This is a genomic window from Bacillus kalamii (genome assembly GCF_047238185.1).
In the GTDB taxonomy this organism is placed as follows: Bacteria; Bacillota; Bacilli; order Bacillales; family DSM-1321; genus Bacillus_AD.
The window spans coordinates 1,060,491-1,085,020 of the sequence record NZ_JBDFMI010000001.1; the positions used below are offsets into that span (position 1 = coordinate 1,060,491).

The 24,530-nt window shown below is 41.5% G+C and carries 27 protein-coding genes; 20 read left to right on the forward strand and 7 right to left on the reverse strand.

Translation table 11 applies throughout. The features are described from left to right. Positions 1-1,146, forward strand: coding sequence for an FtsW/RodA/SpoVE family cell cycle protein (locus tag ABC357_RS05365; RefSeq protein WP_412886511.1), 1,146 nt, complete (start codon positions 1-3; stop codon positions 1,144-1,146). A gap of 42 nt (positions 1,147-1,188) precedes the next feature. Here the strand turns inward: ABC357_RS05365 and ABC357_RS05370 are convergent, their stop codons facing one another. Then, positions 1,189-1,680 (reverse strand): hypothetical protein, encoded by a 492-nt coding sequence (locus tag ABC357_RS05370; protein ID WP_412886512.1) that lies wholly within the window; start codon positions 1,678-1,680, stop codon positions 1,189-1,191. A 171-nt stretch (positions 1,681-1,851) separates the two neighbouring features. Between ABC357_RS05370 and ABC357_RS05375 the strand changes: the two genes are divergently transcribed. From ABC357_RS05375 to lysA, 5 genes are all read left to right on the forward strand, one after another. Further along, a complete protein-coding gene (locus ABC357_RS05375) occupies positions 1,852-2,481 on the forward strand; it encodes a stage V sporulation protein AA (RefSeq protein WP_412886513.1) in 630 nt (209 codons plus the stop codon). Beyond that, positions 2,462-2,884, forward strand: a complete 423-nt coding sequence (locus ABC357_RS05380; protein WP_412886514.1) for a stage V sporulation protein AB — start codon at positions 2,462-2,464, stop codon at positions 2,882-2,884. Before ABC357_RS05375 ends, ABC357_RS05380 begins: the two co-directional genes overlap by 20 nt. Positions 2,885-2,905: 21 nt before the next feature. Then, entirely contained in the window at positions 2,906-3,484 is a 579-nt protein-coding gene (gene spoVAEA, locus ABC357_RS05385) for a stage V sporulation protein SpoVABEA (RefSeq protein WP_412886515.1), read from the forward strand. Beyond that, entirely contained in the window at positions 3,468-4,949 is a 1,482-nt protein-coding gene (locus tag ABC357_RS05390; protein ID WP_412886516.1) for a spore germination protein, read from the forward strand. Before spoVAEA ends, ABC357_RS05390 begins: the two co-directional genes overlap by 17 nt. A gap of 209 nt (positions 4,950-5,158) precedes the next feature. Further along, entirely contained in the window at positions 5,159-6,478 is a 1,320-nt protein-coding gene (gene lysA, locus ABC357_RS05395; RefSeq protein ID WP_412888585.1) for a diaminopimelate decarboxylase, read from the forward strand. Positions 6,479-6,530: 52 nt separating this feature from the next. On the opposite strand, the gene ABC357_RS05400 is transcribed toward lysA, so the two are convergent. Continuing rightward, positions 6,531-7,406, reverse strand: coding sequence for a DUF1002 domain-containing protein (locus ABC357_RS05400; protein ID WP_412886517.1), 876 nt, complete (start codon positions 7,404-7,406; stop codon positions 6,531-6,533). 551 nt (positions 7,407-7,957) lie between these two features. Between ABC357_RS05400 and ABC357_RS05405 the strand changes: the two genes are divergently transcribed. Then, the gene (locus ABC357_RS05405) at positions 7,958-8,320 is read left to right on the forward strand and encodes a GNAT family N-acetyltransferase (RefSeq protein WP_412886518.1); all 363 of its coding nucleotides are present in this window, start codon (positions 7,958-7,960) and stop codon (positions 8,318-8,320) included. A gap of 55 nt (positions 8,321-8,375) precedes the next feature. On the opposite strand, the gene ABC357_RS05410 is transcribed toward ABC357_RS05405, so the two are convergent. Both ABC357_RS05410 and ABC357_RS05415 read right to left on the reverse strand, forming a co-directional pair. After that, the gene (locus tag ABC357_RS05410; RefSeq protein ID WP_412886519.1) at positions 8,376-8,885 is read right to left on the reverse strand and encodes a DUF309 domain-containing protein; all 510 of its coding nucleotides are present in this window, start codon (positions 8,883-8,885) and stop codon (positions 8,376-8,378) included. 97 nt (positions 8,886-8,982) lie between these two features. Then, positions 8,983-9,084: a YjcZ family sporulation protein gene (locus ABC357_RS05415; protein ID WP_412886520.1), complete on the reverse strand. Its 102-nt coding sequence runs from the start codon at positions 9,082-9,084 to the stop codon at positions 8,983-8,985. A 236-nt stretch (positions 9,085-9,320) separates the two neighbouring features. On the opposite strand from ABC357_RS05415, the gene ABC357_RS05420 reads away from it, so the two are divergent. The 12 genes from ABC357_RS05420 (at position 9,321) to ccsB (ending at position 19,918) form a co-directional block, all read left to right on the forward strand. Next, positions 9,321-10,067, forward strand: coding sequence for a segregation/condensation protein A (locus ABC357_RS05420; protein ID WP_412886521.1), 747 nt, complete (start codon positions 9,321-9,323; stop codon positions 10,065-10,067). Between the two features lie 4 nt (positions 10,068-10,071). Next, complete coding sequence (gene scpB / locus ABC357_RS05425; protein WP_412886522.1) at positions 10,072-10,641, forward strand: SMC-Scp complex subunit ScpB; 570 nt, start codon at positions 10,072-10,074, stop codon at positions 10,639-10,641. A gap of 239 nt (positions 10,642-10,880) precedes the next feature. Continuing rightward, positions 10,881-11,276 carry a hypothetical protein gene (locus ABC357_RS05430; RefSeq protein WP_412886523.1) on the forward strand — a complete coding sequence of 132 codons (396 nt, stop codon included), beginning with the start codon at positions 10,881-10,883 and terminating at the stop codon, positions 11,274-11,276. 41 nt (positions 11,277-11,317) lie between these two features. Beyond that, entirely contained in the window at positions 11,318-11,806 is a 489-nt protein-coding gene (locus ABC357_RS05435; protein WP_412886524.1) for a YpuI family protein, read from the forward strand. A gap of 373 nt (positions 11,807-12,179) precedes the next feature. Further along, positions 12,180-13,043, forward strand: coding sequence for a superoxide dismutase (locus tag ABC357_RS05440; protein WP_412886525.1), 864 nt, complete (start codon positions 12,180-12,182; stop codon positions 13,041-13,043). 168 nt (positions 13,044-13,211) lie between these two features. Next, complete coding sequence (locus tag ABC357_RS05445) at positions 13,212-14,381, forward strand: D-alanyl-D-alanine carboxypeptidase family protein (protein WP_412886526.1); 1,170 nt, start codon at positions 13,212-13,214, stop codon at positions 14,379-14,381. Continuing rightward, complete coding sequence (locus ABC357_RS05450) at positions 14,374-14,970, forward strand: nucleoside recognition domain-containing protein (protein ID WP_412886527.1); 597 nt, start codon at positions 14,374-14,376, stop codon at positions 14,968-14,970. Before ABC357_RS05445 ends, ABC357_RS05450 begins: the two co-directional genes overlap by 8 nt. Before the next feature lie 2 nt (positions 14,971-14,972). Then, positions 14,973-15,506, forward strand: coding sequence for a spore maturation protein (locus ABC357_RS05455; protein WP_412886528.1), 534 nt, complete (start codon positions 14,973-14,975; stop codon positions 15,504-15,506). A gap of 219 nt (positions 15,507-15,725) precedes the next feature. Beyond that, on the forward strand, positions 15,726-16,454 hold the full coding sequence (locus ABC357_RS05460) for a pseudouridine synthase (protein ID WP_412886529.1): 729 nt from the start codon (positions 15,726-15,728) through the stop codon (positions 16,452-16,454). Positions 16,455-16,549: 95 nt separating this feature from the next. Continuing rightward, positions 16,550-17,080 (forward strand): thiol-disulfide oxidoreductase ResA, encoded by a 531-nt coding sequence (gene resA / locus ABC357_RS05465; protein WP_412886530.1) that lies wholly within the window; start codon positions 16,550-16,552, stop codon positions 17,078-17,080. A gap of 18 nt (positions 17,081-17,098) precedes the next feature. Then, a complete protein-coding gene (resB, locus tag ABC357_RS05470) occupies positions 17,099-18,727 on the forward strand; it encodes a cytochrome c biogenesis protein ResB (RefSeq protein ID WP_412886531.1) in 1,629 nt (542 codons plus the stop codon). A gap of 12 nt (positions 18,728-18,739) precedes the next feature. Next, positions 18,740-19,918, forward strand: a complete 1,179-nt coding sequence (ccsB, locus tag ABC357_RS05475; protein WP_412886532.1) for a c-type cytochrome biogenesis protein CcsB — start codon at positions 18,740-18,742, stop codon at positions 19,916-19,918. 44 nt (positions 19,919-19,962) lie between these two features. On the opposite strand, the gene ABC357_RS05480 is transcribed toward ccsB, so the two are convergent. The 3 genes from ABC357_RS05480 to ABC357_RS05490 all read right to left on the reverse strand — a co-directional run bounded on the left by ABC357_RS05480 (position 19,963) and on the right by ABC357_RS05490 (position 22,729). Further along, entirely contained in the window at positions 19,963-20,685 is a 723-nt protein-coding gene (locus ABC357_RS05480; protein ID WP_412886533.1) for an ABC transporter permease, read from the reverse strand. Positions 20,686-20,754: 69 nt separating this feature from the next. Further along, positions 20,755-21,972, reverse strand: a complete 1,218-nt coding sequence (locus ABC357_RS05485) for an FtsX-like permease family protein (RefSeq protein WP_412886534.1) — start codon at positions 21,970-21,972, stop codon at positions 20,755-20,757. Next, entirely contained in the window at positions 21,962-22,729 is a 768-nt protein-coding gene (locus ABC357_RS05490) for an ABC transporter ATP-binding protein (RefSeq protein ID WP_412886535.1), read from the reverse strand. Before ABC357_RS05490 ends, ABC357_RS05485 begins: the two co-directional genes overlap by 11 nt. Positions 22,730-23,037: 308 nt before the next feature. Here ABC357_RS05490 and ABC357_RS05495 point away from each other — a divergent pair, with 308 nt between their 5' ends. Next, a complete protein-coding gene (locus tag ABC357_RS05495; protein ID WP_412886536.1) occupies positions 23,038-24,519 on the forward strand; it encodes a polysaccharide deacetylase family protein in 1,482 nt (493 codons plus the stop codon). Positions 24,520-24,530 lie beyond the last annotated feature (11 nt).

The window sequence follows — 24,530 nt, forward strand, 5'->3', positions numbered from 1 at the left end:
ATGAAGCAATTGAAAAGTAATTTTGATTCCTATTTATTGTTTTTTATCCTGTTAATTATGATCTTTAGCTGTTTTAGTCTATACAGCGCACAAAAATATTCGCAATTCCCAATACCGTATATGGAAAAGCAGCTTCAATGGTTTGCGATTGGTTTTATGATTATGGCGATCATTTTTTATTTCGATATGAAAGCTATCCAGAACCTTTCCCCCTACCTTTATGCATTTGGCATCGTTTTGTTGCTGTTCGTGTTATTTGGACCTGCCAAGCTGACACCGGAAATCAATGGGGCAAAATCATGGATTTCCTTGCCGGGCATCTCCATTCAGCCTTCTGAATTCATGAAGATATTCCTAATTCTAATGCTGTCCAATAGTGTATATAAACATCGGAAGAAATATGACATTGGAGACGTCAAAAAAGATGTGCTGTTAATATGGAAAATAGGGTTGATCTCCTTTTTACCGTTGATACTGACATTACTGCAAAATGATTTTGGCACCACTTTGGTTATGTTTGTAATTGTCATGGCAATCCTGTTTGTCTCGGGTATCCACAAGATGCTCATATGGGGTGTAATCGGATTCCTTTTGCTAGTCATTGCTGGTTTAGTGGTGACATATATCATCAATCCGGTATTATTGCTCCACCTTTTGGATGATTATCAGTTAAACAGGATCTATTCTTGGCTGGATCCCTTCCAATTCAGCCAAGGAATCGGATATCAGCTGTCGCAGTCCATAATGGCGATTGGATCCGGTTTATCATCTGGAAAGGGATTCAATCAAACGAGTGTGTTTATCCCGGAAGCCCATACGGATTTTATTTTTGCGATTGTCGGGGAAGAATATGGGTTTATCGGGGGAACGGTTCTCATCCTAGTGTATTTCCTGATCATTTATCGTATCGTCAGAATCGGGATGATGTCCACATCCTTTGAGTCCTATATTTGTGCAGGTATTTCTGCATATATTACCTTCCACATTTTCCAAAACATCGGGATGGTAAGCGGACTTTTGCCTATTACGGGAATTCCGCTTCCTCTCATGAGCTATGGAGGAAGTTCAGTCATGAGTACGATGCTTGGCCTTAGTATCGTGTTGAATATTTCGCTGAAAAGGAAAAAATATATGTTCTCTGATTAAAGTAAGAGCATCGGAATCGATGTTCTTTTTTTATGTGTGCCTTCAATGTACCTCTACGACAAACGTATAGGAGACTTCACCATTGGCCCATTTGGCGATGGCCTCATAAATATAATGTCCTTTATCCAGTGGAACGGTTATTTGGTGATAATCCTCCAATAGTAAATGATTTTGCGTAGAATTCCATAAATACACCTCGATTTCAGGGTCTTGTTCAATCGTAATCTCCAATGTATGGCCAGGCTCCATTAAAATTGGTGTGCTGGTTTTTGCTAGTTGGATCGGTGAGGCAGCATCGGTTGTTATGGTTTTATTTTGTGTAGTCCATGTATAATTTCCTCTTGCCATTTCATACTGATTGTTGCCTGCAGTAACAATCGCTGATATAGAGGGAGGAATATCGTTTTGATGAAAAATAAAATGGGGCAAGGATGATGGAGTTTTTTCATAATTATTCTTCATTTTTTCATGGGAACAGCCCGACAACAAACAGAATAAAAGCATAATGGCAAATGACTTCATAAGTCCTTTCAAAGGCACTCCTCCTTTATGGGATTTGACGTGAAAGACGTTGAAGAAGTTTCAAAATGCCGAAGTGAAGAAGAATTTGGTTGGTAAATGATGGTGTTGGCCTAATCCCGGTATGTACTTGAAATCCATAAACATACTAGAAAGAGAGGGTTATTTTAGGAACGGGGTGATGAGATGAATAGCATCCTCTATATCCGAATGAGACAGCGAGTCCAGGTAGCAGGGAAGAGAAAGATTTATATCCGCGATATCGCAAAATGCATCGGTCCCGAAAAGCTCGTCAATCAAATGAATGAGCTGCTCATCTACGAAATATCCAAACAGGACCGCAATATCATTGTCATTGATCTGATCATGCTGATCGATACGGTCCTTCAGTCCATTGGACATGTTGAACTGCAGGCAGTAGGCCCGAATCAGACTATTATTGAAGTGAAGCCAAAGCAGAAAAAAGGGCAACCCCTTATTTTTCTCTTGGTCTGGTCCCTATTATTCGTAGGAGCTGGAATGACGATTATGAATTTCCATGAAGATGTCAGTATGAGGCCAGTCCATCAAAAAATCTATACGATAATGACAGGCAAGGAGTCGGCCAAACCATTGATTCTTCAGATTCCTTACAGTGTAGGATTGGGTCTTGGCATGGTGCTATTCTTTAATCATTTTTTCAAAAAGCGCTTCAATGAAGAGCCAAGCCCATTGGAAGTCGAGATGTTCAATTACCAGCAGGATCTGGACCATTATGTCATGGTGAATGAAAACAAAGAAAGCATGGTCGATTTAGATGATCGTGCAGACGATTAGCCTTATTTTTATCGGTTTTGCCGGAGGGCTGGCGGTAGGAGCCGGCTTTGTCGCATTTTTAACTGTGCTTGGGGTGATTCCTAGAATCACCCAGCTGACAAAAACTGAACGGAATATCCATCATTATGAAGCTGCAGCGATAGTGGGAGTCGTAATCGGCGGCTGGCTAAGCCTGAATGATTACCAATTTCATACGCCTGTTATAGTCCTTTCAATCATTGGCCTTTTGAGCGGAATATTTAATGGTATGCTGGCTGCAGCTCTGACAGAGGTTTTGAATGTACTTCCGTTACTTGCCAAGCGCATTGGCATACAAGAACAGATTATCTATTTATTAATGGCAATTGTAATTGGGAAAATATGTGGATCGTTATTCCAATGGATTTATTTTGTCGATCAGTAAAACAGGAAAGGATCAGCGCCCATGGATCTAAAGCGTAAAGTGATATTGGTGACAGATGGAGATGAATATGCGGCAAGGTCTGTCCAATTGGCTGCCAAGGCTGTGGGCGGACGCTGTATATCGGTGTCACAGGGCAATCCGTCTGTCATTACAGGGCCTAAATTGGTCAGGTTAATCAAAAAAGCTGCTTCCGATCCCGTCTTGGTTATGGTGGATGACAGCGGATTTGTCGGAAAGGGTTCTGGAGAAAAAGTCATGATGTTTGTAGCGACACATCCTGATATCGATATATTGGGCATCATTGCCGTTGCCTCCAAAACAAGGCATCGCGAATGGACGAAGGTGGATGTCTGTATTGACCGTGACGGTCAATTGACTCCCTATGGCGTCGATAAATTCGGAGTGCCTGAGATGGATATCGGTCTCATAACTGGGGACACTGTATACAGTATCGATTCCCTGAATGTGCCAATTGTCGTCGGTATCGGTGATATCGGAAAAATGGCCATGAAGGATCATTACAGTATAGGCTCGCCGATTACCAAGCTTGCCGTTGAACTCATTCTCGAAAGGAGTGGATTTTATGACGACCAAAAGTGAAGAAAAAGTCCCGATTCCAAAAAAGCTGAAACAGACTGAAGCATTCATGAAGGAAAAAGTCGGTCTTGGCGTCAGTTTTGACTTGGGCGTCAGGAAATTCCAAGTCTTAAAGAAAGATTTAAATCTTTATTATATCAATGGACTGTGCGATACAGAATTTGTCATAGAGCTATTGAAGGAACTAGTGGAGCTGAATGAGCATCAAAAATTGAATACCCACATTTTTGAACTGATCGAAAACCGGTTGGTTAACCAATCTGTAACGGTCATCAAGACGTTGGATGAATTGGTAGACCAAGTTCTTACTGGTTTAGTTGTATTTGTGATGGAAGGGGAGGACCATGCACTAGTCGTCGATGTCAGAAACTATCCTGGCAGGACACCGAGTGAACCAGATACGGAAAAAGTAGTCAGGGGTTCCCGTGATGGGTATGTGGAGAATATCATCATCAATACAGCCTTGACCAGAAGGCGCATACATGATGAACGTCTCAGGTTTGAAATCATCAAAGTAGGAGAGCGATCAAAAACGGATGTAGCAATCGGATATTTAAAAGATGTGGCAAATCCGAATTTGATTGAGACTGTCCGAAAAAAAATACAGGATATTAAAATCGATGGATTGACGATGGCTGATAAAACAGTAGAAGAATTTATGGTGCGGCAAGGATATAATCCTTACCCTCTTGTCCGGTATACAGAAAGGGCAGACGTCGGAGCCACACATCTCCTGGAGGGACATGTTCTTGTATACGTGGATACGTCGCCGAGTGTCATTATTACACCTACTACGTATTTCCACCATGTGCAGCATGCTGAAGAATTCAGGCAATCACCTGCAGTAGGCACATTTGTCAGATGGATCCGGTTTATTGGCATTTTTATATCCATCTTTCTTTTGCCGCTCTGGTATTTATTCATTTTGGAACCATCTATGCTGCCGGAACGAATTGCCTTTATCGGCCCTAATGAACAAACGAATATGCCGATCCTTGTGCAAATCTTGATTGCCGATATTGGGGTGGAAATATTGAGGCTTGCTGCTATACATACGCCTACCCCGCTTTCGACAGCAATGGGTTTGGTAGCTGCTGTCATTATCGGCCAAATTGCGATTGATGTCGGCATGTTTGTTGGGGAGGTCATTCTATATGTAGCAGCAGCAACAATGGGAACATTCGCTACACCTAGTCTGGAGTTAAGTGTCGCCAATAAATTAGCCCGGCTGTTCTTGCTGGGATGCGTCGCCATTTTCAAGGCGCCGGGCTTTGTGGTAGGCACAACCATTTATATCTTATTTTTAGTAGGCATCCGTGCTTTTCGGACACCGTATTTATGGCCGCTCATCCCGTTTAATTTTGCGGCATTCCTACAGATTTTAGTAAGAAAATCCATACCGGGATCAAAAATCCGCCCGAGTATAGTCCATCCGAGAAATCGCTACAAACAACCAAAAAATTCTTGATCTTCACTTGAAGTTCAAGGTGTATTGTGATAATTTAAAAATGATTCAGACTTTGTCGGACTGCAGTGTGAATACAGTGGAATTTCACGGTTCATTTCTATGGGTACATAGTCGAAATAGAGGTTGATGAGATTCCGGGCATTTGGATGAATGTCCGGAATCTCTGCATTAAGACCAAGTATGTCATTATAGGAGAAGGGATGAGGGCAATGCATTTGTACGGAACCAGCACAGTGAACAATCAGGGCCATCTTGAAATTGGCGGGAAAGATACGGTTGAACTCGCTCAAACATATGGAACGCCATTATATGTGTATGATGTTGCGTTAATCAGAGAGAGAGCAAAAGGGTTTAAAGATACATTTGCCCATTTAGGCGTTTCAGCGCAAGTTGCATATGCCAGTAAAGCATTCTCATCAATCGCAATGATCCAATTGGCCGAAGAGGAAGGGTTATCTTTGGACGTAGTATCAGCCGGTGAGCTGTACACGGCCATAATGGCCGGATTCCCAAAAGAAAAAATCCATTTCCATGGAAATAATAAGAGCAAAGATGAATTGGAAATGGCAGTAACCGAGGAAATCGGCTGTGTAGTGGTGGACAATGAGTATGAGTTAGAGCTCCTTGAATCAATATGTCTCAAGCATGGCAAAAAAATGCCGATTCTTTTACGTGTGGCTCCAGGAGTAGAAGCGCATACCCATGATTATATTGTAACAGGGCAGGAAGATTCGAAATTCGGATTCCATTTACATAGCGGCCAGGCCGAGAAAGCGATGCGATTCGCTGAAAAGAGTGAATATTTGGATATTTTAGGCTTGCATTGCCATATCGGTTCGCAAATTTTTGAAACAGCCGGATTTTTGCTTGCCGCAGACAAATTATTGGAGGTATTGAAAACCTGGTATCAAACATATGGTTTTCACGCTAAAGTACTTAATCTGGGGGGAGGCTTTGGCATACGTTATACAGAGGAGGACAAACCTTTGCCTCCGGCTCAATATGTAGAAAAAATTGTGGTTGAAGTGAAAAAGCTATCGAATGAGTTCGGTTTGGAAGTACCGGAAATATGGATCGAACCTGGCCGTTCGCTGGTCGGCGATGCAGGGACCACTCTTTATTCAATTGGTTCAACTAAAGAAATCCCGAACATCCGCAAATACGTAGCGGTTGATGGAGGCATGTGCGATAATATCCGCCCAGCACTTTACCATGCCAAATATGATGCTGTTTTAGCGAATAGAGCCAATGACGCCAATGAAGAAACCGTATCAATTGCAGGAAAATGCTGTGAGAGCGGAGATATGCTCATCTGGGATATTCCTCTCCCGAAGGTTATGAACGATGATGTATTGGCCGTCTTCTGTACGGGGGCTTATGGGTATTCTATGGCGAATAATTATAACCGCATTGCTCGGCCGCCTGTCGTTTTTGTGGAGAATGGAGAAGACCAGCTTGTTGTAAAAAGGGAAACCATCCATGACATTGTCAGACTGGATGTGCCTTTGCGTGAACCTGCCATTAAGTAAAATGTTTATCAAAAAGAAAAGCCCCCGGAAACATTTCCGGGGGCTTTATCGGTTAACTGAAGAAAGACTTAATCGCATCGATCAAGCTTGAAAAGAAATCCTTTAATTTATCAAGGAAGCTTTGACCTTCATCGGAGCTTAAGTAATTTTTCAATTTATCTTTTGCATTATTCAATTGATCGCCGACTTTATCCCAGTTGATATTCAAGTCTTTCAATTTATTGAATAAATCTACTAAACTTTGCAACTGTTTATCTGTTAAATCGACACCGACATCTTTAGCGGACTGTTGAATGACATCTTTCGTTTCCTCTTCATTTTGGGGAGGATTTTTTGAGATGTTCTCTTTGATCTTTGTCATCAAGGCAGATGCTTCATCTTTACCGATCTGGTCGCCCAATTTTGCTGTTGTCACCATTTCCTGGTTTGCTGCCTGTTTGACATCCTCAGGGATTTTTTTATCTGAAGAGATTTCATAGGCCTTCATGATCCCTGTCAAAGCGGCTGTGCCCGAAACATCGAATGGGGCCGTTACATAAATCTCGGCGTCCTTTACTCCTGCAGTCGCCAAGGCGTTGATGTACATTTCATCTGAAACCCAGTTGATGTGGTTGGTTTTCACCACAAGCCCTGAATTTTTATTTCCCATTGTAATCTTACTTGAAGAAATGGCGCGTGTGCCTATTAATCGTTTCGAGATATAGCTTCCTAAGTATTCATGTTCCTCTGCATTTGATACTGTAACGGTATCGACATCAGAGCTTACGCCCATTTCATTTAATAGTTGTTGTTTTTGTTGGGGTGTCAAATTTTCTCCTAGTGTTACAATGACATCTCCGGCCTGCGTATCGGCAAAAGCTTGTAAAGGCATGATCATTAAGCTGCATGCAATCAATGCAAGCATAATTTTTCTACTGATGTGTTTCATATTTTAACCTCCTTAAGGTTATTGACGTAATACGTAAGAAAAAGGATTCAATTTTTCTCGAAATATGACAAAAATATAGGCATTCTGGGAATAAGCACTTATATAGCATAAAGAAACCAATCTTAGAAATCAATATGGCTCAAGTCGTATTCGTTTCACTCAATGGAAGGTGAAACCGGTGCAAGCAACTGGATCCCCCTATATGAATAAATAGCAGTGCTGTGGTTATATTTGGTAAAATGGGTTATATCTTATTTTTTATAGGAGGATCTATGAAAAGAAAAAACGGTTACTTATTTCTGCTGCTGGCTCTATTCTGTATAATATGGGGATGCATCTATTGGGTCTTCATAGCCTGATTTTGATACAAAGGAACTAATTATAGGATGTCAGCTTTTTAAGTTTTGCTAGGGCAAATGTGTCATTCTTACTGGATGCGAATGTTAGTTCGATTAGAGAAGTTGATAGAACGATCGATTTCTTGTAAAATAGGATGTATATTATATGGTTGGTTTAAATAAAAATGTTCTTCAATACAAAGAGGTAAGAATATGCTAATACGTTATAAAAAGAATGTCGAAAAGATTGCGATGGGTTTATTATCTTTTATGCCCGGCGAAAAAGACGTTAAGACTTTGCAGGCGGCCATCAAGCAATATGAAACTCAGGATAACTGGAATTTGCTTCTGTGGAAGGAAGAAGAAGATATTGTCGGTTTAATCGGCCTTGTCATCGATGATGATGGCACAGCTACGATCCAGCATTTAACCGTAAACCCTTCTTTCAGATATCAAGGAATCGGCCGAAAGATGTACGAGGAAGTCAAATCTTTATATGCCGATAAGAGCGTTCAGGCTAATAGTGTTATTGCACCGTTCCTGGATAAATGCCGTAAAGCTGATGACAAGCAATAAGTAGAATGCCATTGAATTACATTTCATTCGAATACAAAGAAAAGGACAAGCCCTTTCATTCGCTTGTCCTTTTCTTTGTATATGCGCCCTTTTTGCCATGCCGATAGAGATGTTTATTCATAATTTGCTCGGAAACCGGGCAGTTATTATCCCATTCGATCCCTTGCTGCCCGCAGAGTTGCCGGCACTCATCCAAAAGAGCTGTATCAACAATGGGAAGATTGTATGGCCTGTATGGAAGGCCATCGTTTAGACGGCTTTGTTCAGATAATATCCTTTTTTCCAACAAGGCGAAATCCAATCCGATGGAATGGACTATATTCCCATCAACACTATGCAAATTGGAAAATGCCTTATCCAGCATCTTAGAAGCACCGAGGAGATTACCCCGGCGGAAGTGGTAGGAGGCGACAGCCAATTGGATCAGAACGACCCATATGGATTCCCGTTTGCCGCCCGGCTCCTGTTCTTTCCAATAATCCTCTAAAAGCTCGTGGCATTCGAAGTAATCCCTTTTTGCATGGAATTCAATTAAAAATAGGACGTACGGCTCCGGATAGTTCATGTAATCACTCCCTACCCAATTGTAGCAATTCAGGAGGTAATCCGCCATAATGGGAAGCTCTATGTAAAAAAACCCGGGCTAAAGCCGGGCACCTTTTCTAGCAGCAGTAAGCCGCACCAACAATCACTAACAAAATGAATAGTGTTACAATCAATGCAAACCCATTATTGTAACCACCGCCGCAACTACTTTCACCCATTGCAATGACCTCCTTAAAGGTTTACTTCAATGTCAGCATATGACACAATAATGGAATGGGTATAGGCTTGCGCCTAAAACATGCAAGTTTAATTGCTTCTAATATGCCGCCTGCTTGTCCAAAATGGGAAATGTTAAATATTACGCAGCCGGCGGAAACGAAAATATATAGGATTACCTTCGGTTTTCCTCTATAATATGGGTAAAGCTGTAATTATAAAATGATGGTGAACATACATGATATATAACGTAAAGATAGATGCTTTCGAAGGTCCTTTGGACTTGTTGCTGCATTTGATACATACATTGGAAATAGATATATATGATATTCCTGTCGCGGAGATCACGGAGCAATACTTAATGTACATCCATACGATGAAGGAATTGGAATTGGACGTTGCCTCTGAATATTTAGTGATGGCTGCGACACTTTTGGCTATTAAGAGTAAGATGCTCCTGCCAAAATATGAAGATGATATGGAAGAAGAAACGGATTTTGAATATGAGGAAGACCCTCGGGATGAACTGGTGGAAAGGCTGCTCGAGTACAAAAAGTACAAACAAGCGGCGGAAGAATTGCATACTCTTGAACAAGAAAGAAGCCTTATGTTTTCAAAGCCGCCTACAGATCTAACGCATTTAATGAAGGAATTGGGCCCTCAGAAGATAGATCTGAATATTACCTTATATGATATGCTGGGTGCATACCATAAGCTTCTCAGAAGGAAAAAACTGCAAAAGCCACTTCATACGAAAGTGACCAGACAAGAAATTTCGATTGAAAAAAGGATGGACGAGATCCGCAGGGAAATTAAATCGCTGTCTGGAAGAGTAAGCTTCAATTCGCTGTTTCCCTTCTATAATAAAGAGCATATTGTCATTACATTCCTGGCGATATTGGAATTGCTTAAACGGAATGAAATATATGCCGAGCAGGAGAACAACTTTGCCGATTTATTTATAGCTAACAAGGAAGGTGCATGAAGCAGTGAATATCAATAAAATGCAAGGCATACTGGAGGCGCTTCTGTTCGCGGCAGGCGACGAAGGAATCAGCCTGCAGCAAATGACAGAGGTACTAGAAACTACCGCTTTGCAAGCGACAGAACTACTGGAGAATCTTAGGGATGACTATAAAAAGCGGGCCAGAGGATTAACGATCATCGAAGTTGGCGGTGTATTCCAAATGGTTACCAAAAAAGAGCATGCGGACCATCTTAAAAAGTTAGTCGAATCGTCGAATAATGCATCCCTTTCTCAGGCGGCACTGGAAACGTTGGCAATTGTAGCCTATAAACAGCCGATTACGCGCGTGGAAATCGAACAAATTAGAGGAGTGAAGACAGACCGCTCCCTACAGACATTGACCGCCAAGGCACTGATTAAGGAGACTGGCCGCGCAGAAGGGCCTGGACGGCCAATTTTATATGGGACGACCAAAGAATTCCTTGATTGTTTTGGTTTGAAAACCTTGAAGGAACTGCCTCCTTTGGAAGAGGTTTCGGAAGACAGCCTTGAACAGGATGAAGCGGATTTGTTTTTCGGCTTGCCGAATTGAATGGATATGGAAAGAACGAATAATTGATATGACAGTACATTCTGAATTGTGTTACTATTAGAATGAATTACCAGTGATTGTCATATGCGTTTATTCGTTTTTTTTATAAGGACGAATACGACAGGTCAAAGCGTATGACATGTCCGTTTCCTTGCCAGGAATTATTCTTCCTCTGGAACTGGGCGGATGGATAGGTTGTTTTGCTGTTCAAAGAGTATGATAGTGATGGGGGAATGCATGTGTGGATTAAGCAATGCAGGGGATATGAGTTAGTCAAAGCCAAGCAAACATCCCCTGAAGAATTCTTTAATGCGTCTGAGGTCGTTTTTCAAACCGGCAGCAAAGAAAGAACCTTGCATGTAACATATCTTCGCTACTTTGAAGAGAATTTTGGCCAATTTGTCCCCTATTCAAGCAACCCGTTGTTTCGAATCGGAAAGAGGGATATATTTTTCAGGGATATTGTTGCACTGCTTTGCTTGCTGAAAAATAGTGAACGCCAAACTAGAAAAAGGATGTATATCTTTTCGGAAGCAGAATTGATGGAATATTGCGCCAAAGTGGATTACGAGGAAATCGAGCATATGATGCGCTGCATTGAGACAGAACGGACCTACCAACTGGGAGTTTACTAGATCCAGGAGGAAAGGAAACAAATTTAGGAGGATGACCAAACGTGGGAAATAGTATGGTACAGTTACAGCTTGAAGAAGTGAAGAGTTTTTTGGGGGAAAGCGTGGAAAGGATCGGCAGCTATTTAAATAATACGACCATTCATATGCTTCTTGAGGAACAAAGCGGCGATGAAGCCTATTATACGAGTTTACTGGCTACGGTAAGAAGGCTAGCCGTTTATTGTGAAGAAGGGTTTGACGCGTGCAAAATTGTTTTAAGCAACAGTCCCTTCCACAAAGGAGCCGCTGAGAAAACACTGTATAAAGTATTCCATCAGTGTATTGAAGAATTCTTCTCTCCAAAAAATGATGCATGGTTTGAAGACAGCCGTTCTGCATACACAGGAAAAAATTCCATTAAGTATCATCATCCAGTACCAGCTTCCTTTTCTTCACTCATTAAGGATTTAGAAGGCAGTTTCCAGAATATCCGCGAGGAACTGGAGTATTATGAGACGGACTACCGTACCAAAATGCTCCAATCAAAATAATGCAGCTTACTAGAATTTTTAGGGGCAGTGGACCTGATCGGATGGTCCGCTGCTTTTTGTGTTGATGGGTTTGCCAACCAATATGTCCAGTGACTCTGCTATCGCTCCCTGTAACTGCTTCAATACGCTCGTTTCCATAAGCTGCATGGCTTACCCAGATGTATAAAGAAATGAAACCATCTATTTGAAACTTTGAACAATTATGGCACTTCTTAATGTTGGTCAATAGCAGAGGGATGCGTTCTTTTTATCAGTGGCGGTTTGATTTCTAAAAATCAATGAATAAGCAGGACGCTAGGAAATCAAGGCTGCATGGGAGTTAGGGGAATGAGACAGGTACCTTTTACATAGTAGTGAAGAGGGAGGCGATGAAATGGCAGTATTCACTGATTATGTCAAACAGGTACAGACGTGGCTGCAGGATGTCAAAAGGTATTTAACAGAGCGGAGCATAGCGGGCGGTATTGTTGAAGGGCAGTTGGCATCCATTGAAAAGGCATTAGAGAAAGAGTTTACGACCGAAGAAGAAATAGTCGGGCTTCAAAATGAGGTAAAGAGGATAGAAGAGCTGATCAGGGAAGAAATAGATGACTATGAATCGAGGCAGTTAAGCGTTCCAATCGGCCAGCATACAGTGCCGCCGTTGCCATATCCATATAACGCATTGGAACCCTATATATCCGAAGAAATTATGAGGCTTCACCATGATAAGCATCATCAGGCATATGTCGATGGCTTAAACAAGGCTGAAAATATGATGAGAAAAGCAAGAGAGAGCGGCGATTTTTCTTTGCTGAAGCATTGGGAATCTGAAGCAGCTTTCAATGGGTCAGGACATTATTTACATTGTATTTTTTGGGAAAATATGAGCCCTAATGGCGGCGGAGAACCTCATGGGCCATTGCTCCATCAGCTTGTAAAGGATTTCGGCAGCTATAGTGCCTTTAAAAAACAGTTTTCAGAAGCTGCTAAACAAGTGACGGGAGTCGGATGGGCCATCCTCGTCTGGTCACCGAGATCGCGCCGGCTTGAAATTTTGCAGACACAGCTGCATATGATTTTGACTCAATGGGACACCATTCCATTATTGGTGCTTGATGTATGGGAACATGCTTATTACCTGCAATACAAGAATAAGAAAGGAGATTATGTAGACCGGTTCTGGAATATTGTCAATTGGCCGGGAGTGGCTGACAGGTTCCAAAAGGCGCAAAAGCTCCAATGGCCTCCTTTTTAATAAAAGACTGCTAGTACATTTCATGATTTTTCAGTAAAGAGGGATTCCGGTTCGAACGGTTATCCCTTTTTTGTTGGCTGTATGATTCCGTCTTGGCCTTGTTATTTGTCATAACACTTGTCCAGCCGCATACACTTGTACAAAACGAAAAAAAGGATGAGGTACTTCATGGCTGTGAAGAAATGGGTCTTTATTTTATTTGCTGTTTTGCTGCTTTCCTCGATGCTGGTTCCCCTGAGCCATGCTAGTGCAGCCAAATCCAAGCCAACCGCCGTCTCTGTGTCTGCAGTGAACGCGGTCTTGATGGAGCAAAAAAGCGGAAGGGTCTTATTTGAAAAGAAAGCGCATGAAAGAAAACGAATTGCCAGTATAACAAAAATCATGACTGCTATCCTCGCCATCGAATCTGGCAAAATGAATGATTCGGTGAAGGTAAGTGAGGCTGCTTCGAGAGCGGAAGGTTCATCCCTTTATTTGAAGCCCGGCCAAAAAATGAAGCTTGAAGATTTAGTGTACGGGCTCATGCTGCGATCCGGAAATGATGCAGCGACTGCCATTGCGGAATATATCGGTGGCAGCATAGAAGGCTTCGCTGTTTTGATGAATCAAAAAGCGGAGGAGCTGGGTATGGAGGACTCTTCTTTCTCCAATCCGCACGGGCTTGATAATACGGAGAAGCATTATTCTTCTGCGTACGACATGGCATTATTGACAAGGTATGCGATGGCGAACCCTTCCTATGCCAAGATTGCTTCAACCAAAAACCACCGTGCACCCAATCCGAACGAGGCATGGGACTATTCCTGGAAAAATAAGAACAAGCTGCTGACTATGTACAGGTATTCCACCGGGGGGAAAACAGGCTTCACTAAGCTTGCCAGAAGAACCTTAGTCTCAACGGCGAATAAGGATGGGATGGATCTCATTGCTGTGACATTGAATGACGGAGATGATTGGAAGGACCATATGAATTTATTTGATTATGGTTTTAAGCATTATACACTGACCAGGATGGTGTCAAAAGGCTATATTAAAGGGATCTCTTCCGCGTATTATAAAAAAAAGGTCGTTTATAAGCAGCCATTTTATTATCCATTAACGGCAGACGAGCAAGAAAGGACCTCCATTGACATTAAATTGCTGAAGCCAAGGAAGGATTGGTCAAAGGAAGGGCAAATGCCTTCGATAGTTGGAAAAGCAACATTGGAATTAAATGGAGAGCCGATCGGTACAAGGAATATTTTTTACCGGGGGTTGGAGCGCCACAAGAAAACAAGTTTTCTTGAAGAATGGGGCAAAACATTTCTGATGATTTTGGACTTGAAGCGGAATGGTTAATTATATTTGGGGAGCCATGTTCATCATCGGCTATGTTTTTGCTTTGATTAACGGAAAAATGGAAGATGTCAATACGGCATTATTCAAAGCGGCGGGAGATGCTGTCACGATTTCACTGGGGTTGATGAGTGTTCTGGTTTTTTGGCTGGGTTTAATGAAAATTGCGGAGGATTCAGGGTTATTGAATAAACTTGCCTCTTTCTTTAAGCCGATTATCTGCAAATTATTTCCGGATGTTCCGCCGGATCACCCAGCGCTTGGCTATATTTTATCAAATATGATGGCGAATACGTTCGGTCTCGGCAATGCGGCAACACCGCTTGGCATTAAGGCAATGGAGCAGCTTAAGGCACTTAATGGAGGGAAAGATGAAGCAAGCCGTTCGATGATTACGTTCCTGGCGATCAATACATCTAGCATAACCCTTATACCGACTACCGTTATTGCACTGCGTATGACCCACCATAGCTCCAATCCGACCGATATAGTCATTACGACCTTGCTCGCCACTACTGTGAGTATGATAGGCGGGATATTGATCGACCGTTATTTTTATATTAGAAGAAGCAGGAAAGGGAGGAGGAAATAAAGATGGATTCTTTAATGCTGCTTTCCACATTTATCCTTCCATTGTTGATTGGCGGAATCCTTCTCTATGGTACGTATAAAAAAGTGCCGACCTATGAAAGTTTCGTAGAGGGCGGGAAAGAAGGGATCACTATCTCTTTTTCAATTATTCCTTATTTGGTTGGGATGCTGGCCGCCATATCTGTTTTTAGGGCTTCAGGGGCAATGGATGCGCTGGTTGGTTTGTTTAAGCCCTTGTTCTCAATAATAGGGATTCCTTCAGAAATTGTGCCGCTTGCCTTAATCAGGCCCATATCAGGCAACGCTGCCTTGGGGCTGACTAGCGACTTGATGGCAGCTTTCGGCCCTGACTCTTTAATCGGTAGATTAGCTTCAACCATACAAGGCAGTACAGATACAACCTTTTATGTGCTGACCGTCTATTTCGGAGCAGTCGGCATCAGGAAAATGGGTGATGCAGTCAAAGTAGGCCTGTTAGCTGATTTAGTCGGATTAATCGCAGCAATAACGGCGGTTATTTTTATATTTGGATATTAATAGAAAAGGTTGGGCGGGATTTCTGACAAGAGCTCCTGTCCCATCTTTTTTTTATGCTTGTATAGTAACACTATCCTATGTTAGCTTGATAAAAGCAGTAATTGTCTATATTTGCGAAAAGCTGAAAGATTGTTTTTGCTTTTCGGCAGGAATATGACATAATTGTATATCGCTTGTTTATTTGTGAAACAAGCAGTAATATGTAAGAGGTGAGAAATTATGGAAAGATTGCAAAAAATTATAGCACACTCCGGCGTCGCGTCACGTCGTAAAGCCGAAGAGTTGATTTTAGATGGGAAAGTGAAAGTTAACGGACAAGTGGTCACCACTTTGGGAACAAAGGTCGGCCCCAATGATAAAGTGGAGGTTAATGGTGTGCCTCTTGAAAGCGAAGTCCCTGTCTATTTCATTCTGAATAAGCCGCGTGGGGTTATTTCAGCTGTGCAGGATGATAAGAAGAGAAAAGTAGTGACTGATTTCTTCCCGCTGATCGAGGAACGGATTTATCCTGTCGGACGCCTTGATTACGATACATCAGGCCTGCTTATTATGACAAACGACGGTGAATTCGCCAATTTACTGATGCACCCCAAAAACGAAGTGGACAAAGTATATGTAGCAAAAGTGAAAGGCATCCCAATGAGGGAACAACTGAAGAAGTTGATTTATGGGGTTAAATTGGAGGATGGGATGACAGCGCCCGCTAAGGTCAAAGTCATTTCAACAGACAAAAAGAAAAATACGTCCATCATCCAGATTACCATCCATGAAGGCCGTAATCGCCAGGTCCGCAGAATGTTTGATGCAATCGGGCATCCGGTTATGAAATTGAAAAGGGAGCAATATGGATTCCTGACTCTGAAAGGGCTTCGTCCGGGAGATGCCAGGGAGCTTACACCTCATGAAGTCAAGCAATTGAGAGTGATGGCTACCTCCAATGGAAAATAATAGATAAATTTCACACAACTTTCATTTTTGTAAACATTATACAGATGTTGTTAAATGCTATAATGGCGGTAAAGTGCATGCTGGGGGAGATAAACATGGATAAGAAAAAACGGCGTCTTGCGGTCAGGACAGTTATACTTGCCGTTTTATTGATTGCACTTGCTTACACACTATATGCGAATTTCAACAAAGATAAAGCTGGAGAGGTAAGCAAAGGGGATATGGCTCCAAACTTTGTATTAAAGGATTTGGAAGGTAAATCGTATAAATTGTCAGATTTCAAAGGCCAAGGCGTTTTTTTGAATTTCTGGGCAACTTGGTGCAAGCCTTGCGAAGAGGAAATGCCGGCCATGAATGTGTTGAATGCCCAGTACAAAGAGCAGGGGGTGCAGGTACTCACCGTAAATGTGGGGGAGTCTGATGTATCGGTCAAAAACTTCAGAGACCGATTCGGGCTGCAATTCCCTATATTAAAGGATCAGGATGATGCGGTCCAGCAAATTTACGGTGTATATAATTTGCCTGCCACCTATCTGATCAATAAAGATGGAAAGGTTGTCGATGTGAAGACGGGAGGCATCCTTCCTGATCATATGAAGGAGCTTTTTGAGAAGATAAAGCCATAACATTGGGGTGTTTTAGACATGAATGATGTGAAATGTGAATGCGGTCATGTGAATCCACATGGTACGATCCTTTGTGAATCCTGCGGGAGAGTCCTGGACGAGAAACAAAAAGAAACAGAAGTTGTGGATATGCGCTACGAGGGCACAGCGAGGAGATCCCAAACATATAAAAAAACAATCGTCGATAAGATATGGAACTTTTTTTCCTCGGTGAAGGTAGGTGTTTGGCTCATCGTGGTCACCTTGATCGCTTCGGCATTGGGAACTGTTTTTCCTCAAAAAATGTACATACCGCCGAATACGGATCCGAGTGTTTTTTATAAAGAAGAATATGGGTTCCTAGGGAATCTTTATTACAAGCTCGGTTTTCATGAACTGTATGGTTCCTGGTGGTACCTTATCCTGATTGCATCGATTGGCATTTCACTTGTCATATGCAGTCTGGATCGATTCATTCCTTTACATAGAGCATTAAAAACACAGCGGACCGACCGGAATGAAGGTTTCCTTAAAAGGCAGAGGCTTTTTTCTTCCACTGAATTGGAAGGGGAGGAGGCTGATTTCAAGGCAGTTACCGATCGTCTGAAGCAAGCGAAATATAAAGTGAAAGAGGTCAATGGCAGCATCCTTGCTGAAAAAAACCGTTTTTCACGCTGGGGCCCATATGTAAACCATATCGGCTTAATCATCTTTCTGGTGGGGGGGATGCTCAGGTTTGTCCCGGGCATGTATCTCGATAAATCGATATGGCTGAGGGAAGGGGAAACAAAGCAAATCCCCGGCACAAAAGGGCAATACTTCCTCGAAAATAAAAAATTCATCATGGAAATCTACGATAAAAACAAAGAAAAAGAGGTTTTCTCGAAAGCAATCGACCGTGGAGGAATGGTTGCGAAAAACTTTCAGACCGATGCTATTCTATATGAAAGGCAACCGGGTGAAATCGTCGGAGAAGCTCCGAAACTGAAACAAGTCAAAGAGAAAAACATCAGGGTCAATGAACCTCTGAAGATAGGCAATCTGGCTATCTATCAAGTGAATTATAAACTGAATGAGTTGAACAAGATGTACTTGGATTTGACTAAAAAATCGGACAATGCCTCATACGGGCAGATTCAGGTCGATCTGAATAATCCAAAAGAGAAGTACGATTTAGGCAAGGGCTATTCCGTAGAGTTGATTGAATATTTCCCTGATTTCATCATGGGGGATGACGGAAAGCCAACTACACAATCAAGAGTGCCAAACAACCCTGCTTTTGTCTTCAAAATGTACACCCCAGATAAACCGAAGGGCGAAGTGAGCTTCGTCGCCATCAAGAAAACCATCGAAGGATCTGCCGATAATGAATACAAAATGGCTTTTGCAGGCGTCGATACCAAAAATGTAACCGCTTTGACGGTCCGGAAGGATTTGACGATTCCGTTCCTCATCATCGGTGGATTTATTTTTATGGTAGGTGTCATCCAAGGAGCCTATTGGCATCACCGAAGAATATGGATACAGAAAAAAGATGGCAAATTGTTGATTGCAGCGCATACGAACAAAAATTGGCATGGCTTGAAAAGGGATATATCCAAAACAATCGATGGTTTCGGATGGAATGAGCCGGAAGATCGCCTTCAAAAGAGTGAATCTTCAAAATAGGGGGAATACAGAATGGCGGAACTGAGCGGTAATCTTTTATTTATTGCATTTTTATTATATTTGGTCGCGACCTTATTTTTCGGGGGAGCCATTAAGGATAAACGCAAGCAAGTCTCCGACAAAATGAATAATTGGTCGAAGATCGGAATTCTATTGACAATCCTTGGCTTTTTATCGCAGCTTGGGTATTTCGTCACCCGTTGGATCGTTTCCGGGCATGCACCGGTCAGCAATCTGTTTGAATTTACTACGTTCTTCGGTATGATGCTGGTTGGGGCTTTTATCATCATCTTTTTTATTTACCGGGTAAACGCACTGGGCTTAATCACGCTGCCTATCGCTATATTGATCATCGCATATGCAGCCATGTTCCCAAGGGACATAACACCGCTTGTGCCATCACTGCAGAGCTATTGGCTACAAGTACATGTATCGACCGCAGCTGCAGGGCAGGCGATCCTTGCTATTTCTTTCGCCGCCGGTTTATTGTATTTGATTAAACATATTGACCAATCCAGAAAAAGCAAAAAAACATTTTGGCTTGAGGCAGTTGTCTTTTCATTAGTCATTGCAGTAGGGTTTATCATCATTTCGTCTGTTTTTGCTATCGATGGTTATAAGGCGGACTTCAATTATGTCGATAAGAAGGGTGAGGATGCGGTTGCCCATTATACGTTGCCCCCGCTTGTTTCTCCACATGAAGGGGTTTTGACGACCAAAGATGTGATGGAGCCGTGGATTGAGCTGCCATCCATCTTGAACGCTAAGAAGGTCAATACAGTGTTGTGGTCATTCGGAGTAGGCATAGTGCTTTATATTTTGTTAAGGCTTATCTTCCGCAAACGGATCGGAGCTGTACTCCAGCCTTTGGTACGCAATATTAATCTTGATTTGGTGGATGAGGTCGGCTACCGTTCCGTCCTGATCGGCTTTCCCGTTTTTACATTAGGTGCGTTGATCTTTGCAATGATTTGGGCACAGATTGCCTGGACACGTTTCTGGGGCTGGGATCCGAAAGAGGTGTGGGCGCTCATCACATGGCTTTTCTATGCTGCGTTCCTGCATCTTCGTTTATCCAAAGGATGGCATGGAGAGAAATCCGCATGGCTTGCAGTAATCGGGTTTGCTATCATCATGTTTAATTTGATTTTCGTCAATTTGGTCATTGCCGGATTGCATTCTTATGCTTAATGGAAAAACCAGGTCCTGATTAAAGGAACCTGGTTTTTCTATTGTTACTTTACGATTTTTTTATACCCTGCATAGGTGGCCAGGAAGTAGCCGCCGTATACGAGGATAAGTACAGCTGCTGTAATGAGTGAAGGGACTAACACACTTATTTTTCCAAAGAGCATCACTGCTGCATTGACAACTTTAATGCCGAAAAATGAATGTACGATCGCTAACGAAAGCGGCATCAGAAAGTAGATGGCAATTTGCTTGAAGATAGATCGGTTAATCGTTCTATCCGGTACTCCAATCTTCTTCAACATCAAATATCGTTCTGCATTATCGCTTGCCTCAGATAATTGCTGGAGGGCAAGGACAGCTGCACATGCAATTAGGAAAATGGTCCCTAAATAGATGCCAAGAAAGACAAAGATGGTTGAATTTCCTACAGCGCTGTCGTATGCCGCGGTTTTAGTAATCCCATAAATCGGATATCCCCTTTTTTGCATGTCAGGTCCCCAGCTCAACCCATCGAATGTACCCATAATCTTTTTATCATGCTCTTCTATGCGCTGGTCATAGTTTACATTCCAAATGGATTGATAGGCAGTCATGCCAGCTACTGCGTCATCAGGCAATACAATAGCAAGCGAATCGGTCGGTGTATAATTATTGGTATATGAAAATGTGTCGGCCTGTTTGTTGATGATGTTGAATGGCTTACCATTGATGGTCAGGCTTTTTTGTTCATCGACAAGTTTGTCGACTGTTTTATGGAAATTCTCCATATTATAAAACAGCCATACTGAGTCATTTGGAATATTGACTGGTTTTTTGCCCTGCAGTTTTGCCAGTTGCTAATAATCGGATTGCTTAATGGCGATTAAAGGCATGGATGTTACGCCTTTCGTCAATTGGCCGGCCAGTTTATCCTGGTACTTTTCCAATAATGGAATTTGGTTAATACCTGTATTATACGTATTGAAACTGTATTGTTTGCCATACGCTGCAGTATCTACCTTGTACTGCGTCAATATTTCCTTAATGTCTTTTGCGGCTGCCTCTTCTGTTGGAGAAATCGTAAAGACAGATGCCGAATACGGGGTAGAGACATCAAGCCCCTTTTCCATCGAAGTCTTAATGCTGAATCCTGTCGATAAGACACCGATTGTGAAAAAGAGCATGATGCAAATGACGGACATAGATAAAAAGGTAGTGTTCACCTTTGAGTTTATCTGGCGCAGTATGAACATATTGATATTACTGTAATACATTTTTTTGTTGCGTTTAATCAGATTTAAAGCAAATCCGGATAATGACATAAAAAACAGGAATGTCCCCGCCACACCAAGCAGGACACAAACTAAAACCGTATTTCCTCCTGAAAACAGTCCATTCTTCATAATTTGCTGGTAAGAAGTAGCCAAAAGAGCGAGCGATAGAATGAATAATAAGACAGATACCCATGTTTTCCGTACCTTCAAGCTCTCATTTTTTCTTGAAGCGGTCAAAAGGTCTATTAGCTTATATCTTGTGATCGTTATGGTATTGAACAGCATGACCATTACATAAATAATGCCGAAGTAGAGAATGGTTTTCCCGAGTGCTTCTTTTGAAATAGCGAATTGATACTTTGTCACATCAACTTCAAACATCTTAGCGGTCAGAAAGGATAATCCTTGTGAAGCAATTATTCCTGCGCCAAGGCCGGCAGCTAATGACAGAATGCCCACAAATACTGTTTCGCTTACCAGGATGCGGGAAATTTTATATTTTCCCATCCCCAGTGTCATATAAAGCCCTAATTCTTTTTTTCTCCGTTTTACCAAGAAATTATTTGCATATAAAATGAGAAATCCGAGGACGACTGACACAAATACGGATACATACGATAAAAGCAGCATTAAGCTGTCCACTGTTTGGGTCTTATTTTCCGAGAGATCTGCCATGGCCTTTTGGGCAGAGATGGAATTGAAACTGTAGAAAATACAGACTGCAAATGTCAATGTCAAAAAATAGATCAAGTAGTCAGAGATGCTTCTTTTTACATTTCGGAATGCCAGTTTAAAATACATGATTGGATTCACCTCCAAGTTCGCTGACGGCTTGAATGATCATTTGAAAGAATTCTTTTCTTGTTCTGTTTCCGCGCACTAATTCCGTGTAGATCGTGCCGTCTTTAATGAAAAGGATCCTATGTGCATAACTTGCCGTGAACGCATCGTGAGTGACCATTAGGATGGTTGCGTTCAATTCTTTATTCAGCTTCTCGAAGGAATCAAGCAATAGAGTGGATGATTTGCTATCCAGAGCTCCTGTAGGCTCATCCGCTAATATGATGGAGGGATCCGTCACTATTGCACGGACAGAGGCTACTCTTTGTTTTTGCCCTCCTGACATTTCATAAGGGAACTTATGAAGCACTTCGGATATTCCTAAAGTCTCTGCTGTTTTTTTTACCAATTGGTCAATTTCTTCTGATTTTCTGCCTTGTATGGTTAAAGCAATCGCGATATTTTCATAAGCTGTCAATGTGTCGAGAAGGTTGAAATCCTGGAAGATGAAACCCAATTCATCCCTGCGGAATTTCTCAAGTTTCCCTGCTTTCAGCCTGGTGATATCCTGGCCCTTTATGAGGATGCTTCCTGCTGTGACCGTATCGATCGTAGAAATACAATTCAGCAGCGTTGTCTTTCCGCTTCCCGATGGTCCCATGATCCCGACAAATTCTCCTTCCTCCACAGTGAAGCTAATGTTGTCAATCGCCTTGGAAACCATTCCTATTTTGCCGTATCTTTTCTCGATATGGTCCACCGTTAAGACTGTACCCATCACAATCAATCTCCTTTGAATTTGATAATTGAATTGTACGTCTATTCGGCGAAATCAAATATCGATTGATGTTTCAATTGCCTTACAAGGTTGTAAGGATTTAGCTATAATCCAAAAAAGTATGTGTGAATTATGTGTAAATTTCAAAAATAATAGTAATAGTAACTGAATTATTAAAAAAAACATTTAAGTTCTATTATATTGGGTAGGTAAAAAGTATTGGTTCTTAGGGACGCGTTTGAAAATTGTTTGTAAGCTTTTATATGCTTCCCATTCGATTAATGAAAGAGAGGGGGTCAAAAATAGGTATGTTTATAAAGAAAAGGAATAATGCGAAAGGTTCTTCTCGGACATCAATTAAAAAGGTATTGAATATCACATGTATTTTTTTTGTACTATTTATATTGGCTGGCTGTAGCATGTTACAAAAAAATAGTGAGTCTTCTGAGAATAAAGAGATTAAAAAGAAACCTGAGCAATCTATTGGAACCTATAAAGGAAATAAAAGTAAAGCTGTTTCAATGGTGTATACGACTAAGCCAGTATTATCCCTTACATTTAATGGTATGGGAGATTCGGATACGATGGAACAAGTACTTGACTTATTGGATCAGAGTGGACTTAAGGCCACCTTCTTTTTACCAGGGATGCGTGTTGCCGAGGAGCCGGAAATTGCTCTTGAAATAAAGAAAAGGGGACATGAAATCGAGAACAATACTCTAAATGGTCAGGATATGAGTAAGTATAGTTATGAAGATATATACAAAGAGATTCACTTAGCGAATAAAGTCATAGAAGAAAAAGTAGGAGTCAAACCAAAATATGTCCGGACTGTTGAAGGTGATTATAATGAGAAGATTCAGCTGGCAACTGCTCATAATGGCCAAAAAGCAGTTATAGGGAATAGCTTATTTCTTCATAACTGGCGAGATGAAACTGTTCTAGAAAAACAACACTTCATAAGGAAATATATGAATAGAGGCGGCATTATTACACTTGATACAGAAGAGAATAAAGATTTGTTGGCTAGTTTATCTTTGATTATTAAAGCGGCGAAGGATGTAGGTTACGAATTTATACCTGTGGATAATTTAATGGCGATTGGAAATGAAAGAAAGCCATTGCAGCAAATTCCAGGTTATGATGCCGCTAAGGTCAATTTGAATTACAAAAATGTTCAATACACTTTAAATACTCATATGAATACTAGTCAAAAAGTAGTAGCTCTATCTTTTGATGACTGGGGAACAGATTATACAATAACGAAGATCTTAAATATATTAGAGAAGTATAATGTGAAAGCTTCATTTTTTCTCAGAGCTGATGGAGTTGAAAAAAATCCTAATTTGGCCAGAGCTATTTATGAGGGTGGTCATGATGTAGGAAACCATACATATAGCCATCCTATATTTACTAAAAGCACACCTCTTCAGATTCAAGAAGATATTGTAAAAGCACACCGTGTGATTACAGAAGCAATTCAGGCAAAACCAACAATGCTTCTTAGACCGCCTACCGGGGCTGTTACGGATAAGGAAGCAAAGATCATCGCAGCAACAGGGTATACATCCATTTCAAACTATGATGTTACACCTACAGATTTTGATAGAAAGAAAAGCGCTGTTCAAATTGTCAATTCTATAATGGAACAGACAAGAAACGGAAGCGTAATCCTTCTTCATACTCTTGATGATACAAATACGATTGAAGCATTGCCGATGGCAATCGAACAGTTGCGTCAAAACGGTTATCGGTTTGTTAAAATGACTGATGTTATTAAGGTGCCATAACAGATAAGGAG